Source organism: Pseudomonas sp. YQ_5 (assembly GCF_043103305.1).
In the GTDB taxonomy this organism is placed as follows: Bacteria; Pseudomonadota; Gammaproteobacteria; order Pseudomonadales; family Pseudomonadaceae; genus Aquipseudomonas; species Aquipseudomonas putida_Y.
This window is the reverse complement of the sequence record NZ_JBICJS010000053.1, coordinates 67,420-83,994: the sequence shown is the minus strand read 5'-3', so window position 1 is coordinate 83,994 and position 16,575 is coordinate 67,420. Positions and strand designations below refer to the sequence as shown.

Genomic DNA, 16,575 nt, shown 5'->3' with positions numbered 1-16,575 from the left:
CGCCATGCTCAAGGCCGCGATTGTCCTGATGCTGTTGGCCACCATTGCCAGCCTGTTCAGTGGCCTGGTGTTTCTGGTCAAAGATGATGAAAACTCGACCCGTCTGCTAAAGGCCCTGACCGTACGGGTGACCCTGGCAGCCCTGACCATAGGCCTGGTCGCCTGGGGTTTGATCAGCGGTCAACTGGTCTCCCACGCCCCTTTCTGAAGTTCTCACCCGCCCCTACAGCGTTCTCGTATTCACAACACATAAACAAAGATGAACAACCCCACCCACACCACATCGACGAAGTGCCAGTACCAACTGGCCGCCTCGAAGCCGAAGTGTTTTTCCGGGTTGAAATGCCCGCGCAGAATGCGCACGAACATCACAATCAGAATGATCGTGCCCAATGTCACGTGGGCACCGTGGAAGCCGGTAAGCATGAAAAACGTCGCACCGTAGATCCCTGAGCCCAGTGTCAGCCCCAGCTTGGTATAGGCCTCGTGGTACTCGAAGGCCTGCAGCGCGATAAAGCTGATGCCCAGGACAATGGTCAACGCCATCCAGAATTTCAGTGGGCCGCGGTGGTCACGCCGCAAGGCGTGATGGGCAATGGTGATTGTCACACTGGAACTGACCAGCAGGATGGTGTTGATCAGCGGCAAGTGCCACGGGTCGATCACTTCCTTGGGCGGCGGGAACAGCTTGGGGTCGGGGGTGTGCAGCAGCGGCCAGGTGAATTCGAAGGTTGGCCACAGCATGTGCGCAACACCTTTTGCCCCTTCGCCACCCAGCCACGGCCCCGCCAGTACGCGCACATAGAACAGCGCACCGAAGAAGGCCAGGAAGAACATCACTTCAGAGAAGATGAACCAGCTCATGCCCCAGCGGAACGAGCGATCCAGCTGCGGGCTGTACAACCCGGCGCGGCTCTCCTTCACCACTGACCCAAACCAGCCGAACAGCATGTAGGCCAGAAACAACGCACCCACGAAGAAGATCAGCGGCCCGTGCGAATCCGGGTGGCCCGCCTTCATGTCGTTGAACCAGGTGCCCAGGCCAAACACCGTGATGAACATGCCGATGGTGGCGATGATCGGCCATTTGCTCTGCGCCGGAACGTAGTAGTGCTCATGACTTGCCATTGCTGTTCTCCTTCCCTTAACGGGCGCCCTGGACGTCCTGCGCCGCAACGTGCGCGACCGGCGGGTGGCGAGCGGTGATGTCGAACAAGGTGTAGGCCAGTGTCAGTTGCTTCACGCTGGCCGGCAGGTCGCGGTCGACGATGAAGCGCACCGGCATCTCGATGCGTTCGCCGGGCTGCAGCACCTGCTGGGTAAAGCAGAAGCACTCGGTCTTGTGGAAGTAGGCCGCGGCCTCGGCCGGGGTAATGCTGGGTATTGCCTGCGCACTCATCGGCCGGTCGGTCGGGTTGTGGGCAATGAAAATCATCTGGTTCACCGCCCCCGGGTTGACCTCCAGCTGGTCGGCAGTGGAGTAGAAGTCCCAGACCATGTCGCTGGCATTGGTCGACATGAACTGCACCCGCACCGCACGCGTCGGGTCGCTGACCTGGCTGCCTTCGTACTGGCCGCCGGTCTTGCCGTTGATACCGAAGGCTTTGCACATCACGTCGTAGATCGGCACCAGCGCGAAGCCGAAGGCGAACATCACCACCGTCAGCATCAGCAGGCGCGTTACCAGGCGTTTCAGCGACAGGCCGTTCATGGCAGGTTCCTATTTCACTTCCGGGGGTGTCTGGAAGGTGTGGTAGGGCGCAGGCGAGGGTATCGACCACTCAAGGCCCTCGGCGCCATCCCAGGGTTTGGCCGGTGCCGGCGCGCCACCGCGGATGCACTTGATGACAATGAACAGGAAGAAGATCTGCGTGGCACCGAACATGAACGCGCCGATCGACGACACCATGTTGAAATCGGCGAACTGCAGGTTGTAGTCGGGAATGCGCCGTGGCATGCCGGCCAAACCTACGAAGTGCATGGGGAAGAAGGCCATGTTCATGCCGATGAACGACAGCCAGAAATGCAGTTTGCCGAGGGTTTCGTCGTACATGTGGCCGGTCCATTTCGGCAGCCAGTAGTAGGCCGAGGCGAAGATGCCGAAAATTGCACCAGGCACCAGTACGTAGTGGAAATGCGCCACCACGAAGTAAGTGTCGTGGTACTGGAAGTCCGCCGGGGCGATCGCCAGCATCAGCCCGGAGAAACCGCCGATGGTGAACAGGATGACAAAGGCGATGGCAAACAGCATCGGCGTTTCGAAGGTGAGCGAACCTTCCCACATGGTGCTGACCCAGTTGAATACCTTCACCCCGGTGGGCACGGCAATCAGCATGGTGGCGTACATGAAGAACAATTCGCCGACCACCGGGATGCCTACCACGAACATATGGTGGGCCCAGACGATGAATGACAGGAAGGCGATGGCGCCGGTGGCGTACACCATCGAGGTGTAACCGAACAGCGGCTTGCGCGAGAACGCCGGGATGATCGAGCTGACCGCACCGAAGGCGGGCAGGATCATGATGTAAACCTCAGGGTGACCGAAGAACCAGAACACATGCTGGAACAGCACCGGATCACCGCCACCTGCGGCACTGAAAAAGCTGGTACCGAAGTGGATGTCCATCAGCATCATGGTTACCACGCCGGCCAGCACCGGCATCACCGCAATCAGCAGGAACGCGGTAATCAGCCAGGTCCAGACGAACAGCGGCATTTTCATCAGGGTCATGCCAGGGGCACGCAGGTTGAGGATGGTGGCAATCACGTTGATCGCCCCCATGATCGAGCTGATACCCATCAGGTGGATGGCGAAGATGAAGAAGGTGACGCTGGCTGGCGCATAGGTGGTGGAAAGCGGCGCGTAGAACGTCCAGCCAAAGTTCGGCCCTCCGCCCGGGCTGAACAAGGTCGATACCAGCAGCAGGAAGGCCGCCGGCAGCAGCCAGAAGCTGAAGTTGTTCATCCGTGGCAGTGCCATGTCAGGTGCGCCGATCATCAGCGGGATCATCCAGTTGGCCAGGCCGACGAAGGCTGGCATCACCGCGCCGAACACCATGATCAGGCCATGCATGGTGGTCATCTGGTTGAAGAACGCCGGCTCCACGATCTGCAATCCCGGCTGGAACAGCTCGGCGCGGATCACCATGGCAAACGAGCCACCGAGCAGGAACATGATGAAACTGAACCACAGGTACATCGTGCCGATGTCTTTGTGGTTGGTGGTCAGTACCCAGCGCATCAGGCCCTTGGCCGGGCCGTGCGCATGGTCGTGGCCGTGGGCGTGGTCGTCGATCACTGCACTCATGTCCTGTCTCCTGCAATCCAATGATTGCCGCGAGTAACCCGGTTCACTTGGCTTCTGCCTGCTTCAGCGCCAGCACGTCCTTCGGCGTGACCATGTCGCCTTTGTTGTTGCCCCAGGCGTTGCGCTCGTAGGTGACCACAGCGGCGATGTCGACTTCCGACAGCTGCTTGCCGAAAGCGGCCATGGCCGTGCCGGGCTTGCCATGGAAGACAATGCTCAAGTGGTCTTCCTTGGGCCCGGTGGCAATCTTCGAGCCTTTGAGCGCCGGGAACATTGGCGGCAGGCCCTGGCCTTCGGCCTGGTGACAGGCCACGCAGGTGGTGTGGTAGATCTTGTCGCCTCGTTCCACCAGCTCGTTCAGGGTCCATTCCTTGCTGGTCAGCTCCTTGAGCTTGGCGGCTTCAGCCTTGCGCTCGCCCAGCCAGGTCTCGTAATCGGCCTTGGACTTGACGTCGACCACCACCGGCATGAAGCCGTGGTCCTTGCCGCACAGCTCGGTGCACTGACCACGGTAGATGCCGGGCTTTTCGATACGGGTCCAGGCTTCGTTGACGAAGCCCGGGATGGCGTCGCGCTTGACCGCGAAGGCCGGCACCCACCAGGAGTGGATCACGTCGGCAGCGGTGACCAGAAAGCGCACTTTCGCGCCCACCGGCAGCACCAGCGGCTGGTCGACTTCCAGCAGGTAATGCTCATCCTTGGGCGCCTTGTTGTGGATCTGGTCGGCAGGGGTAGCTAGGTTGCTGAAGAACTCGACGTCCTGGCCCAGGTACTTGTAATGCCATTTCCACTGGTACCCAGTGACCTGGATGTCGATGTCCGAGTCACTGGCATCGTAGATGTCGATCAGCGTCTTGGTGGCCGGGATAGCCATGGCCACCAGAATCAGGAAGGGGACTACGGTCCAGAGGATTTCCACCCAGGTGTGCTCGTGGAAATGCGCAGCCTGCTGGCCAGTGGAGCGGCGGTGGATGACCATCGACCAGAACATCGCGCCAAACACCACGATGCCAATGATCACGCAGATCCAGAAGATGGTCATGTGCAGGTCGAAGACGGCGTTGGAAACTTCCGTCGCCCCTGGGTGCATGTTCACGGTCCAGGCGGCGTTCGCCTGACCAAAAACCGACCACAACAGGAGGCCCATCCAGACATGTGGATGTCGCATCATTGCGGGTTCCCCTTCTAATTCTTGTTGTCCCGGAGGCGTGGCCTGCGGCAAGAGGGAACGGCGGTCAAGACTGCCTGGCTTCGACGACCGAGCCCCTGCTAAAAGCAGTCGGGCCTCATCAACGAATCACGTTCAACGGGAGTATAGACAGCGACCAATGGCACGCAATGACGCCTGTGAAATGAACTTCACGAAATGGCCAGAACGCCTGAAAACCGCGCGCTTGAGAGTTCATGGCAAAATGGTGGCATTCGGTTATGCCAGAGATAGCACACGTTTGCGTGGTTTATAACAAATACGTCTTAGGTATTCTGTATACCGAGCTAATTTAGTGTCTTCCGTTTGAAACGTAATGTCCCTGGAGTTGTCATGAACATCGCTGCTGTACGCGAGCAGGTAAGCCAAGCCCATCAACATGAAGGCCAGACCGGCCAATTGAAACAGCGTCTCGAGTTGCAACTGCCCCACCTGCACCCCTCGATCCAACTGCCTGAGCAGGACGCCCAGGGTACTTTGGCGCGCTTCGTCAGCGCCTACATCGATCAGGTTCCGGAACTGTTGGAGGCCGCCCACGAGGTCGCTCGCGAAGCCGGCATCGAAGCCCAGATCAAACCGGTACTGAAAATTGCCGAGGCCTACTTCCTTCAGCCGCCCAGTGTGATGCAAGGGCATGTGGGCCTGGACTGCCTACTGGATGAGGCCTACCTGGCGCACCGCTTGGTGGAAGAGGTGAATGACTTGTACATCCGCCACTTCCAGCAGCCGTTGATCCCGGTCGACACCACGGTGGCCAACCTGATTGCCCACCAGTTGATTGGCGAAAGCTTTGCCAACCAGCTGGATGAAGTGGTGCACCACTCGGTTGACGAAATGCTCAATGACGAAAGCTTTGCGGTGGAATCGGTGGAGGCTTACCGCGAAAAGCTGAGCAGCCCGGAAACCGGCGCGGCGTGGAAGCGCTGGCCGTGCCTGTCGCGCCAGCTGGGTGTGGAGCTGGGTCAGCCGGCCTGATTGTCCTGTCCCGGCCCATTCGCGGGTGAACCCGCTCCTACAACGGCCTGTGCCGAACCACCGAAGCGTGCCCGGTGTAGGAGCGGGCTTGCCCGCGAATGGGCCGGGCCTGCTAACCAATTTCCACCCGCCGTTCACCGCTGCCGCTGCCATCGTATTCGCGGGTGAACCCGCTCCTACACTGGGGGCTAGGCCCCAACCCCCGCCGTGGTCCGCAAGCGCCCCTCGATCCGCCGCTTCAGGCGCCGCTGCTCTATCCGCAACCGTGATCCATTGGCAGAATTGCTGCGGCTCCAGTCCTCCAGCAACTCAAGGCACGAGTGGTCGATATAACTCAGGTTACCCAGCGGGACGTGCAACGTGGTGCCCGCCGGAACGCTATCAAGCACCTGGGTCAACGCCGGCACCTTGAGGAACGTCGCCGCACCGCTGAGCCGCAGCTCCATATGCCCCGGCTTCTCCAGGCTGACCAGGTTGATCTTCAGCCGCGCAGCCTTGAACGCCAGTTTCAGCAAGGTCAGGGCAAAGCCAAGCAGTACCCCAGTCAACAGGTCGGTAAAGATGATCGCCAGCGCCGTCGCCGCATAGGTGAACATCGGCATGCGGCCATAACGGCCTAGCCCACGAAACGCTTTGAAGTCGACCAGCTTGATCCCGGTAAACACCAGCACACCCGCCAGGCTCGCTACCGGTATCTGTTGCAGCACGCTACTAAGCGCCACCACGAACGCCAACAGCCATAGGCCATGGAAAATCGCCGAGGCCCGGGTCTGCGCTCCGGCCTGGACATTGGCCGAACTGCGCACGATCACCCCGGTCATCGGCAAGGCGCCCAGCACCCCGCAAAGCATGTTGCCAATGCCTTGGGCTGAAAGCTCACGGTCAAAATCCGAGCGCTGACCACTGTGCATGCGATCGACCGCTGCAGCCGACAGCAGGGTTTCGGCGCTGGCGATGAAAGCCAGGGCAAAGGCGGCGACCAGCAGAGCAGGGTCAGCCAGTTGCATCAGGTCACCCGGGCGAATCCAGTCAATGGCCTCAGTCAGGTCTGCCGGCACTTGCACGCGGTTTACCGGCAGGACCAGCCACATGCTGATGGCGGTCATGCTTGCCACGCCGAGCAGGGCACCCGGGACAAAGCGCAGCCGCTGCGGCCGAAGGCGCTCCCAACCCCACATGATGGCGATGGTCCCCAGGCCAAGCGCACCGGCCATCCAACCTGAGCCAACACCCTCCTGTGACAGGGCTGCCGCCACGGTTGCCGGGAACTCCAGCAGGTTCTGCAGGCCTGACGGTTGCGGCGCCGTGTCGAACATCACATGCACCTGAGACAGCACGATCAACACGCCAATCCCCGCCAGCATGCCGTACACCACCGCCGGCGCAGTGACGCGGAACCAGCAGCCCAGGCGCAGGCGCCCGGCCAGTAACTGCAGCAAGCCGGCCAACAGCAGGATCGGCCCAAGCATGGCCATGCCGTGCTGGCGTACCAGCTCGAACACCAGTACCGCCAGACCGGCAGCGGGGCCGCTGACCTGTAGCGGCGATCCGGCAAGGAACCCAACGACAATGCCGCCGATAATCCCAGTAATCAGGCCTTTCGCCGGTGGCATGCCCGAGGCGATCGCAATGCCCATGCACAACGGTAGGGCCACCAGGAAGACCACCACCGACGCCAGCAACTCACGCGGCAGGGCCGCTTTCAACTGTGTAATGTTCACCGTGTTTCTCCTTTCTCTAGTCGCACGGCCATTCCCCTGGCCGTGGGCACGTTTGCCCCTGACAAGCGCGCAGGCGCGGGCCGCCAGCGAGCACGCCGGCAGGGCAGTCAGGGAATTCAAGGCAGCCGAAGGCCGCGCCACACCCCTGCAGGGTGCAGCCGGCTATCAAGGTTCTAGCGGCGGACGGGTCGCTTAGTAGCGGCCTCTCGGAGTGGCGCAGGGAACGGGTTCACCAGCGGCCAAGGGCAGGAAGCTGTCGCTGGCGGCGTCGTAGGCTTCGATCTTGCTGGTCTCGATGTCGTACACCCAACCATGAATGAACAGCTCACCGGCCGCCAGGCGCGAAGCCACCGAAGGATGGGTGCGCAAGTGATGCAACTGGGCGATGACGTTCTCTTTGGTCAGCACTTGCATCGTCTCGTGCTCGCTGCCGCAGGAGCAGTTGTTCTCGACCACGGTGCGGGCTACTTCAGCGTGGCGCAACCAGGCGCCAACGGTAGGCATCTTGGTCAGCGACTGGGGGTTGAGTACCGCACGCATGGCGCCGCAGTCGGAGTGGCCACAGATGATGATGTGGTGCACTTTAAGCGCCATTACGGCGTACTCGATGGCGCTGGAAACGCCCCCGTTCATCTGGCCATAAGGCGGTACCACGTTACCCACGTTACGGGTTACGAACAGGTCGCCTGGCGAGCTTTGGGTGATCAGCTCGGGAACGATGCGCGAATCGGCACAGGTGATGAACATGGCGCGTGGTGTTTGCGCGGTGGCGAGCTTCTTGAACAGCTCTTGCTGATCAGGGAAAACATCATGGTGAAAGCGCAGGAAGCCGTCGACGATGTGCTTAAGGGCAGCATCGGCGCTTTCCGCGGGGACCTGCGGTACGACCTTGGATGGGTCCTTGACGGGCATGATTCATCCTCTTGACGGTGTGTAGGTAAATCCATTTTACCGGTGAAAGATTCAGGCTATGCACGGTTTTAGATGACACGCACGGGCCATAGATCACAGTCGGTGTGGACTTATTACCTACGCTAGCGGGGAAAACTTAACTGAAACTTAATTAGAAGGCTCTAGAACGGGCGTTCCAGAGAAAAAGGCGAGAGTTGGATAATAGCAAAAAAACATCAGTTGCCAATATGTATTAGCGCAATTATTGGTTGTTATTAGTAGCGTTGTGAGCAATGCGCAGCCCTTGTGTGAGCGGGATCATGTCAGAACAGCGTCATCTGCCCACCCGGCGGGCAGAACGCCGAGCAATCCAGCGCCTGCGCCTCGCGCCCTTCGAAATCCAGCCGCTTCATTGCCTTGGCAAAGCGCTGCGCCAGCAACTCGGCAAACACCCCTTCACCACGCATGCGTACGCCGAACCGGCTGTCATACAGCGCGCCACTGCGGCTCTGGCGGATCAGGCTCAACACATGCGCCGCCCGCTGCGGGTAATGGTCCTGTAACCACTGCTCGAACAACGGCGCCACTTCCAGCGGCAGACGCAGCATCATGTAGGCCGCACTCTGTGCGCCAGCCTCCCTGGCCGCCTCCAGCAGGCGCTCCAGCTCACTGTCGTTGATCATTGGAATCATTGGCGAACACAAAACACCCACCGGTACGCCCGCTTCACGCAATACCCGGATGGCCCTCAACCTCGCACCGGGTGAGGCCGCTCGGGGTTCGAGCACGCGCTTGAGGCTGTCGTCCAGCGTGGTCAGGCTGATCATCACCCGTGCCAGGCGCTGGCGGGCCATCTCGGCCAGCAGGTCAAGGTCGCGCAGCACCAGTGAACCCTTGGTGACAATGGTCACCGGGTGACGAAAACGCAGTAACACTTCGAGCAAGCGCCGGGTCAGTAACTGTTCCCGCTCAATCGGCTGATACGGGTCGGTGTTGGAGCCCAGATTGATCGGCGCGCACACGTAGCCCGGTTTGCTCAATTGCTGTGCCAGCACCTCGGCTGCGTTGGTCTTGGCTATCAGTTTGGTCTCGAAATCCAGGCCGGGAGAAAGGTCCCAGTAGGCGTGCGAGGGGCGGGCATAGCAGTAGATGCAGCCATGCTCGCAGCCACGGTAAGGGTTGATGGAGCGATCGAAAGGGAGGTCGGGTGAAGTGTTGCGGCTGATCACCGACTTGGCTGTCTCAATCCGCACCTCGGTGCCCTGGGTTTGCGGCACTTCCTGGTACCAGCCATCATCTTCCGCCACCGAATGACCAGGGGCAAAGCGGTTGTGTGGGTTGTGCGCCGTGCCACGGCCCTTTTGCGGTGCTGGAGGAATCATGGCTCACCTGCATACTGTATTCATATACAGTATCGTGCATGCCGGGATCTTTCCAGCACCTCTGGTCTGACTACTTCAGGCCATGCCAGCTGAGATACGCTGCCTGGCTCGATGGCCGCCCAAGAAACGCCTCGATGCCTTCACGTAACGGGCGCGATGCCCCTGGAGCGAACAGTGCTTCCTGCAGTGCCCGACCCGTGGCTTCGTTCAACAGGCCCTCGGCTTCGAAGCGGGTGAACAAATCGAAGGCATGCACATCCGACCACAGGTAGGCGTAGTAACCAGCATCGTAGCCGTTCACAAGGTGGTCGAAGGCATGCGCCGGATGTTCGAAATCAGCCAGCGGCCAGTAACCACAACGTTCGCGGGCATCACCCAATCGCTGTTCCAAGGACCTGCCATCGTTTGGTGTGCCATGCAGGTCCATGTCGAACAACGCCAGGCACAGATCACTCGCGATCTCCTCCACGCCCTGCTGTCGTAACTGCTGCAGGCACTCATCGGCTTGCTTGCGGGATAGTTGACGGCCGTCCTGCGTGCGCGCCGAGATCGCCACCAGATAGTCCGCGTCCCAGACCCAACGCTCGAACAGCTTGCCGAACAACTCCACACCATCGGTGCCCAGCTCGGTCACGTTGGACATGACGTGGTTCGTCGTACGTACCAGCAGGTGGTGCAAGGCATGGCCGAATTCATGGAAAAGCTTGCGCAGTGACAAATGATCGAGCAACGGCTGTAAACCTGACAGCGCTTGCGGCACATCACTGAACACCACCACCGAGGCTGCCTGGTAGATACCCTCTGCATCGACCCGACGATTCCTTACATAGGTGGTAAACACCGCGTCTGGCTGCTTGCCTGCGTGTTGCACGGCATCCAGATACAGAAAGCCAATGAAAGCGCTGTCCTGCCACACCTCGAACGGCTGCACGCTGTCATCCCAAGCAGGCAGCGCTTTGGGCTGCAGCACTACACCAAACAACTTCTGCGCCAATTGCTGCAACGCACTGACAACGGTATTCAGCGGGAAGTAATCGCGCAGCGCTTCGGCAGGAAACTCACTACGCGAAGCACGCCGCAGGTACTCGAAATCCCAGGGCAGGGGTTTGCCCAGGCCCTGCTCGGCAGCCCCGCGCTCCACCTGCGAACGCCACCGCAACATGGCAGGTCGCACATGCTCGGCCAGATCGTGGAGAAAACCGCACACCTGGGCTACCGAACCCGCACTCTTCACCTGCAAGCTCTGCTCCAGATGGCCGGAGTAACCGAGCAGGAGGGCCTTCGCCTCAAGCAACTGCGCCAGTTGCTGCAGATACGTGCCGTTGTCCTGTTGCGGATCATGGCTGACGCCGCGGGCGTGGAAAGCCCGGTACACACGCTCACGGAGCTGGCGGTTGCCAGCATGTTTGAGCACCTCACGAGTAGTCACCGTGTCACACGCAATCAACCACCCCTGCTTACCTGCTTGTTGTGCTCCTGCAGCCAATTCGTCGCGTACCCGCTGTGGTATGCCGCTCAGTTCGGCTTCATCGGTGATATTCAACCCAGGCCGGTTGATGTTGCTGCGGAACGCCTCGCGTGCGGTGCCAATCTGCGCCTGAAGGTTTGCCAGACGCGCTTTGCCTGCGGAGTCGAGTAACGCGCCGCCAGCGGCGAACTTGTCCAGATGCCAACGCAAGGTGGCGCGCTTCCCGGCATCCAGTTGTTTGCCGATGTCACTGCCGGCCAAGCGTTCATACAGCTCATGCAAGCCAGTGTTGGCGAACTTCTGTTCGAAGCATGCCGTCACTCTGCCGTAGAAATCGATGATGGCGTTGGCCCAGGCCGTATCCCGGCCGACCAGTGGTGAAGCGGCATACAACACTGCCAGCAGCTGGCTATCCAGCCCATCCACCGCCAGCACCATGTCATCCCAGGTGGGCATGGTTCGTTGATCACGGATGATGCGTTCTACACCGTTCTCGTGTGCCAGCAGCACGTGAGCGAATGCCGCCTGCATGTTTTCGAGGGTGATGGATGAGTAATCGACGGGGATATGGCTATTTTGCAGAAGAGGGTTGGCCATGACGCACACCTTGCTGGTAGAAATGAGCAAGAGAGCTTGCATGGCCAACGTGCGCCAGGTGGCCTGACTATCTAACACCTGTCCATGCCTGCCCGGGCATTGCACCCGGGCGGCATGACTGTATTACTCAGCCGGCTTTTTCAGCTTCGGATTTGGGAAGAACTGCACGGTCTGCACCTTGGCCGGCGCGGCTTTCGGCGTCAGGTGGTTGACCCGGGTGCCCAGTTCTTTCGGCACCGACAAGCCCTGCTCGTTGAGGGTGTCGGTAAAGCCGCAAGCCACACACTCACGGTGCGGTATGCCGTCTTCGTTCCACATCATCAGCTTGTCGGGCTCGCTGCACGCCGGGCACACGGCACCGGCAATGAAGCGCTTCTTGGTCTTGTTCACAGCTACCTCACTCATGCTGCAGCGTCCTCGGTGAGACCACTGTGGCGCAGCAATGCATCGATGGAAGGCTCACGGCCACGGAAGTCGACGAACAGCTCCATCGGCTCGCGCGAACCACCACGGGCCAGGATCGCCTCGCGGAAGGCGCGGCCGGTCTCGGCGTTCAGCACGCCTTCTTCCTCGAAGCGCGAGAAGGCGTCAGCCGACAGCACTTCGGCCCACTTGTAGCTGTAGTAGCCCGCCGCGTAACCGCCCGCAAAAATGTGCGCAAAGCTGTTGGGGAAGCGGTTGTAAGCCGGCGGGCGCATGACCGACACCTCGTCACGCACACCTTCGAGCACCTGCAATACGCTGCGGCCGTCGCCATGGCTGGCGTGCAGCTCGAAATCGAACAGCGAGAACTCCAGCTGGCGCACCATCATCATGCCCGACTGGAAGTTTTTCGCGGCCAGCATCTTGTCCAGCAGGTCCTGGGGCAGGGCGGCGCCGGTTTCGTAGTGACCCGAAATCAGTGCCAGGCCTTCCGGCTCCCAGCACCAGTTTTCCATGAACTGGCTTGGCAGCTCGACCGCATCCCAGGCCACGCCGTTGATGCCGGACACGCCGGCATGCTCGATGCGGGTCAGCATGTGGTGCAGGCCGTGACCGAACTCGTGGAACAGGGTGGTGACTTCATCGTGGGTCAGCAACGCGGGCTTGCCGGGCGCGGCCGGAGTGAAGTTGCACACCAGGTTGGCCACCGGGCTCTGCAGCTGGCCGCCGGCAGTGCGGCGACGGTCACGGGCGCCGTCCATCCAGGCGCCGCCACGCTTGTTGGCGCGGGCGTACAGGTCGAAGAAGAAACGGCCAACATGCTGACCATTTTCCTTGATCTCGAACAGACGTACGTCCGGGTGCCAGCTGTCGAAGCCTTTGAGCTCGGCGATTTCGATGCCGTACAGGCGTTGCACGATGCTGAACAGGCCGCCCAGCACCTTGTCGATCGGGAAATAGGCGCGCAGGGCTTCCTGCGACACGCTGTAGCGCTGCTCGCGCAGCTTCTCGCCAAAGTAGCCGGCGTCCCAGCTGGCCAGCTCGGGACAGCCTTGTTCGGCAGCGTAGGCCTTGAGCTGTTGCAGGTCCTGGGCGGCGAACGGCTTGGAACGCTTGGCAAGGTCACGCAAGAAACTCAGCACCTGGTCGCTGGACTCGGCCATCTTGGTGGCCAGGCTCAGCTCTGCGTAGTTCTTGTAGCCCAGCAGTTCGGCCAGTTCCTGGCGCAGGTCGAGGATTTCGCGCATCACCGGGCCGTTGTCGAACTGGCCGGCATTCGGGCCCTGGTCGGAGGCGCGGGTGCAGTAGGCGGCGTATAGCTCTTCGCGCAGGGCGCGGTCGCTGGCGTAGGTCATCACCGCGTAGTAGCTGGGGAACTCGAGGGTGATCAACCAGCCGTCCAGGCCCTTGGCCTGGGCTGCAGCGGCCATCTGCGCCTTGGCCGAATCGGTCAGGCCGGCCAGCGCAGCTTCGTCGGTGACATGCTTGGTCCATGCCTGGGTGGCGTCGAGCAACTGATTGGAGAAACGGCTGCCCAGCTCGCTGAGCTTGCTCTGCACCTCGGCGTAACGCTGCTGCTTGTCCGCTGGCAGGTCGATACCCGACAGGCGGAAGTCACGCAGGGCGTGCTCGAGGATAGTCTTTTGCGCCACGTCGAAGCTGGCGGCCTCCGGGCTGTCGATCAGCGCCTGGTAGGCTTCGAACAGCGCGCGGTTCTGGCCCAGTTCGGTAGAGTAGGCACTCAGGGCTGGCAGGCAAGACTCGTAAGCCTCGCGCAGCTCGGCGCTGTTGCACACCGCATTGAGGTGGCTGACCGGGCTCCAGGCCGCGCCCAGGCGGTCGTTCAGTTCGTCCATGGCCAGCACCAGGCCGGCCCATGTAGGGTTCTTGCCCTGCTTTTCTAGGATCTCGGCAATGGCTTTACGGTTGTCGGCCAAGATCGCTTCGATCGCCGGCAACACGTGTTCGGCACGAATTTGCGAGAAGGGCGGCAGATCGTGGGATTGCAGAAGCGGGTTGTTCGCAGTCACGGTTTGGATACCTTGGCAGAAGAAACACTGCCCCATCTTAATTACAATCGACGCCGACCGCAGCAGGCAGCCTGCCTATCGGCACAGATGAGAGACGCTATCATGGCCATTCGCAGCTTCCAGCAACACACTCCGAAAGTTGGGCCCAGGGCCTTCGTCGACCGTTCGGCGGTGGTGCTGGGCGACGTGGAGATCGGTGAAGACAGTTCGGTCTGGCCGTTGACCGTGGTGCGCGGCGACATGCACCGCATCCGCATTGGCGCGCGCACCAGCGTGCAGGACGGCAGCGTGCTGCACATTACCCACGCGGGGCCTTTCAACCCGGACGGTTTCCCGCTGATCATCGGCGACGAAGTGACCATCGGGCACAAAGTGATGCTGCATGGCTGCACCTTGGGCAACCGCATCCTGGTGGGCATGGGCAGCACCATCATGGACGGTGCCATCGTCGAGGACGAAGTGATCATCGGCGCTGGCAGCCTGGTGCCGCCGGGCAAACGCCTGGTCAGTGGCTACCTGTACATGGGCAGCCCGGTGAAACAGGCCCGGCTGCTGAATGACAAGGAGCGCGCATTTTTCTCCTACAGCGCCGGCAACTACGTGAAGCTCAAGGACCAGCACCTGGCCGAAGGCTACGATCAACCTGAATGACCGCATTCGCGGGCGCGCCCGCTCCCACGGGTTCAGTGGAGCCATCAAGGCCTGCGCTGTACCTGTGGAAGCGGGCATGCCCGCGAAGAAGGCCACGCAGCACTCAAGTGGAACCCTGTACATGCACCAGCAAAACATCCTCTTCGACCTCGACGGCACCCTGACCGACCCACGCCTGGGCATCACTCGCTCGATCCAGTACGCCCTGGCCAAGCTGGGCATCGATGAACCGGACCTGGCCCGCCTCGAGCATTTCATCGGCCCACCCCTGCTGCAGGCTTTCATGCAGTTCTACAACTTCGACGAAGCCAAGGCCTGGGATGCGGTGAACTTCTACCGGGAGCGCTTCCGCGTGACCGGGCTGTACGAAAACCTGGTGTTCGCCGGCGTGCCCGAATTGCTCGAAGCCCTGAACGGCCAGGGCCGCACGCTGTACATTGCCACGTCAAAACCGTGGGAGTTCGCCCGCGAAATCGCCCGGCACTTCGCCTTCGATCATCACTTCAAGGTGATCTACGGCAGTGAACTGGACGGCACGCGCACCAACAAGGTCGAGCTGATTCGCCATTTGCTGGATGAAGAAGGGCTGGACCCTGCACAGACGCTGATGATCGGTGACCGCAAGCATGACCTGATCGGCGCGCGCAGCAACGGGCTGCAGGCAGTAGCGGTGGGGTACGGGTTTGGCAGCCAGGAAGAGTTGATGGCAGAGGAGCCTGCCTTCCACTTTGCCACCTTGGCCGAGATGCATCAGGCATTCCTCAAGGCGTGACGGCCCTGGGGGCTGCTTTGCGGCCCCCAGGATCTTACCGGCCAGCCATCAACCCCTGTAGCGCTGCCTTTCTCTCATCAATCGGCAAACGCCCCAATTGCTCGACTCGCTCATAAAACCGGGCCCAGTCACCATCAACCTCATGGAATAGCGCGGCAAACGCCGGCACCCACTGGTCATACAGCCCGAACGGCAACAACTTGGCATTATTCATCGGCCCATGCATCCAGGCGTCATAGCGTTTGTCCCCACCCCATTGGCCATCACGCAACTGCCGGTATTCCTGCCTTAACCGGTCGAACTCCGCCCGCTTGGCCAGCCGCTTGTGCGCATCATCCAAAGGCCCGTCATAAATGGCCTGCAATCGCTCACGACAGGCCAGCACCAGGCGGATGAACTGGTCACGCTGCTGCTGCCTCTGCCCTGCGCCAACCGCCGCCAGCCCACGCGCCGCACCCCATTGCCGCGTGCCCTCCTGCTCGACGAACGAGGCGAAGGATTCATTGAATTCGGTATCGTCCTGCACGTAGAAGCGCTGGTGGGCCAGTTCATGAAAGATCAACGTAGCCAGGCGCTCATCGCCCCAGCCCACCATCGACGACAGAATCGGGTCATCGAACCAACCCAGGGTCGAATAAGCTTCCACGCCGCCGACGTAAACATCCAGGCCATCCTGGCGCATCAACGCCGCCGCGCCCCGCGCCGCGCCTTGCTGGTAGTAGCCGCGGTACGCCACGCACCCGGCTATCGGAAAGCAGTGCGTTACCGGTTGCAACGACAACTCGGGCGTGGCGAACACATTCCACACCACGTAGGGGCGGCCAAGGTCGGCGTATACCCGGTAGCTGCGGTTGTCTGGCAGTTTCAATTGCTGGCTGGCAAACACCCGCGCCTGTTCGGCCTGTTGCAGGTGCGCGCGCAAAGGTGCAGGGGTAGCAGGGTCGGCCAATACCTGCTCTACAGGCTGCCGCGCCCGCAGCAACTGCCACTGGCCCTGGGCCAGCTGCCCATAGTAGGCGACATTGCTGCAACCGTTCAGCAGGAGCGCCGCAAGCAGCGGAACCAAACGGGTGAAAATGCGGTCGAGTGCCCCAAGGCCTGAGCGCTGCATAAGAAAAAGTCGAAGCATCCGGTACTGTCTGACTCGC

Annotated in this window: 15 protein-coding genes; 4 read left to right on the top strand and 11 right to left on the bottom strand. The window is 61.1% G+C overall.

The features are described 5' to 3' along the window. Window positions 1–4: 4 nt before the first annotated feature. Window positions 5–208: a twin transmembrane helix small protein gene (locus ACF8EA_RS12180; protein ID WP_003253030.1), complete on the top strand. Its 204-nt coding sequence runs from the start codon at window positions 5–7 to the stop codon at window positions 206–208. A 32-nt stretch (window positions 209–240) separates the two neighbouring features. Here ACF8EA_RS12180 and ACF8EA_RS12175 read toward each other — a convergent pair whose 3' ends face one another. The 4 genes from ACF8EA_RS12175 to coxB are packed head-to-tail and all read right to left on the bottom strand — an operon-like array spanning window position 241 to window position 4,481. Beyond that, on the bottom strand, window positions 241–1,128 hold the full coding sequence (locus tag ACF8EA_RS12175; protein WP_003253033.1) for a cytochrome c oxidase subunit 3: 888 nt from the start codon (window positions 1,126–1,128) through the stop codon (window positions 241–243). Window positions 1,129–1,144: 16 nt separating this feature from the next. Beyond that, entirely contained in the window at window positions 1,145–1,711 is a 567-nt protein-coding gene (locus ACF8EA_RS12170) for a cytochrome c oxidase assembly protein (RefSeq protein ID WP_021784585.1), read from the bottom strand. A 9-nt stretch (window positions 1,712–1,720) separates the two neighbouring features. Next, window positions 1,721–3,310 (bottom strand): cytochrome c oxidase subunit I, encoded by a 1,590-nt coding sequence (gene ctaD, locus ACF8EA_RS12165; protein ID WP_003253037.1) that lies wholly within the window; start codon window positions 3,308–3,310, stop codon window positions 1,721–1,723. 43 nt (window positions 3,311–3,353) lie between these two features. Beyond that, a complete protein-coding gene (gene coxB, locus ACF8EA_RS12160) occupies window positions 3,354–4,481 on the bottom strand; it encodes a cytochrome c oxidase subunit II (protein WP_103443604.1) in 1,128 nt (375 codons plus the stop codon). A gap of 369 nt (window positions 4,482–4,850) precedes the next feature. Between coxB and ACF8EA_RS12155 the strand changes: the two genes are divergently transcribed. Further along, on the top strand, window positions 4,851–5,492 hold the full coding sequence (locus ACF8EA_RS12155) for a hypothetical protein (protein ID WP_028697691.1): 642 nt from the start codon (window positions 4,851–4,853) through the stop codon (window positions 5,490–5,492). 188 nt (window positions 5,493–5,680) lie between these two features. Here the strand turns inward: ACF8EA_RS12155 and ACF8EA_RS12150 are convergent, their stop codons facing one another. The 6 genes from ACF8EA_RS12150 to prlC form a co-directional block, all read right to left on the bottom strand. Continuing rightward, window positions 5,681–7,213: a SulP family inorganic anion transporter gene (locus tag ACF8EA_RS12150; protein WP_021784581.1), complete on the bottom strand. Its 1,533-nt coding sequence runs from the start codon at window positions 7,211–7,213 to the stop codon at window positions 5,681–5,683. A gap of 192 nt (window positions 7,214–7,405) precedes the next feature. Next, the gene (locus ACF8EA_RS12145; protein WP_003253046.1) at window positions 7,406–8,125 is read right to left on the bottom strand and encodes a carbonic anhydrase; all 720 of its coding nucleotides are present in this window, start codon (window positions 8,123–8,125) and stop codon (window positions 7,406–7,408) included. A 302-nt stretch (window positions 8,126–8,427) separates the two neighbouring features. Next, a complete protein-coding gene (locus ACF8EA_RS12140; RefSeq protein WP_021784580.1) occupies window positions 8,428–9,486 on the bottom strand; it encodes a PA0069 family radical SAM protein in 1,059 nt (352 codons plus the stop codon). 70 nt (window positions 9,487–9,556) lie between these two features. After that, window positions 9,557–11,551 (bottom strand): M3 family metallopeptidase, encoded by a 1,995-nt coding sequence (locus tag ACF8EA_RS12135; RefSeq protein WP_392522135.1) that lies wholly within the window; start codon window positions 11,549–11,551, stop codon window positions 9,557–9,559. Window positions 11,552–11,674: 123 nt separating this feature from the next. Next, on the bottom strand, window positions 11,675–11,956 hold the full coding sequence (locus ACF8EA_RS12130) for a YheV family putative zinc ribbon protein (RefSeq protein ID WP_135192423.1): 282 nt from the start codon (window positions 11,954–11,956) through the stop codon (window positions 11,675–11,677). Continuing rightward, window positions 11,953–14,040 carry an oligopeptidase A gene (gene prlC, locus ACF8EA_RS12125; protein WP_392522133.1) on the bottom strand — a complete coding sequence of 696 codons (2,088 nt, stop codon included), beginning with the start codon at window positions 14,038–14,040 and terminating at the stop codon, window positions 11,953–11,955. Before prlC ends, ACF8EA_RS12130 begins: the two co-directional genes overlap by 4 nt. A gap of 66 nt (window positions 14,041–14,106) precedes the next feature. On the opposite strand from prlC, the gene ACF8EA_RS12120 reads away from it, so the two are divergent. Together ACF8EA_RS12120 and ACF8EA_RS12115 are read left to right on the top strand one after the other, a co-directional pair. Beyond that, a complete protein-coding gene (locus ACF8EA_RS12120) occupies window positions 14,107–14,655 on the top strand; it encodes a gamma carbonic anhydrase family protein (RefSeq protein ID WP_004575263.1) in 549 nt (182 codons plus the stop codon). Window positions 14,656–14,776: 121 nt separating this feature from the next. Beyond that, entirely contained in the window at window positions 14,777–15,427 is a 651-nt protein-coding gene (locus tag ACF8EA_RS12115; protein WP_103443607.1) for an HAD family hydrolase, read from the top strand. 34 nt (window positions 15,428–15,461) lie between these two features. On the opposite strand, the gene ACF8EA_RS12110 is transcribed toward ACF8EA_RS12115, so the two are convergent. Further along, window positions 15,462–16,538, bottom strand: coding sequence for an aminopeptidase (locus ACF8EA_RS12110; RefSeq protein WP_392522131.1), 1,077 nt, complete (start codon window positions 16,536–16,538; stop codon window positions 15,462–15,464). Window positions 16,539–16,575: the final 37 nt, after the last annotated feature.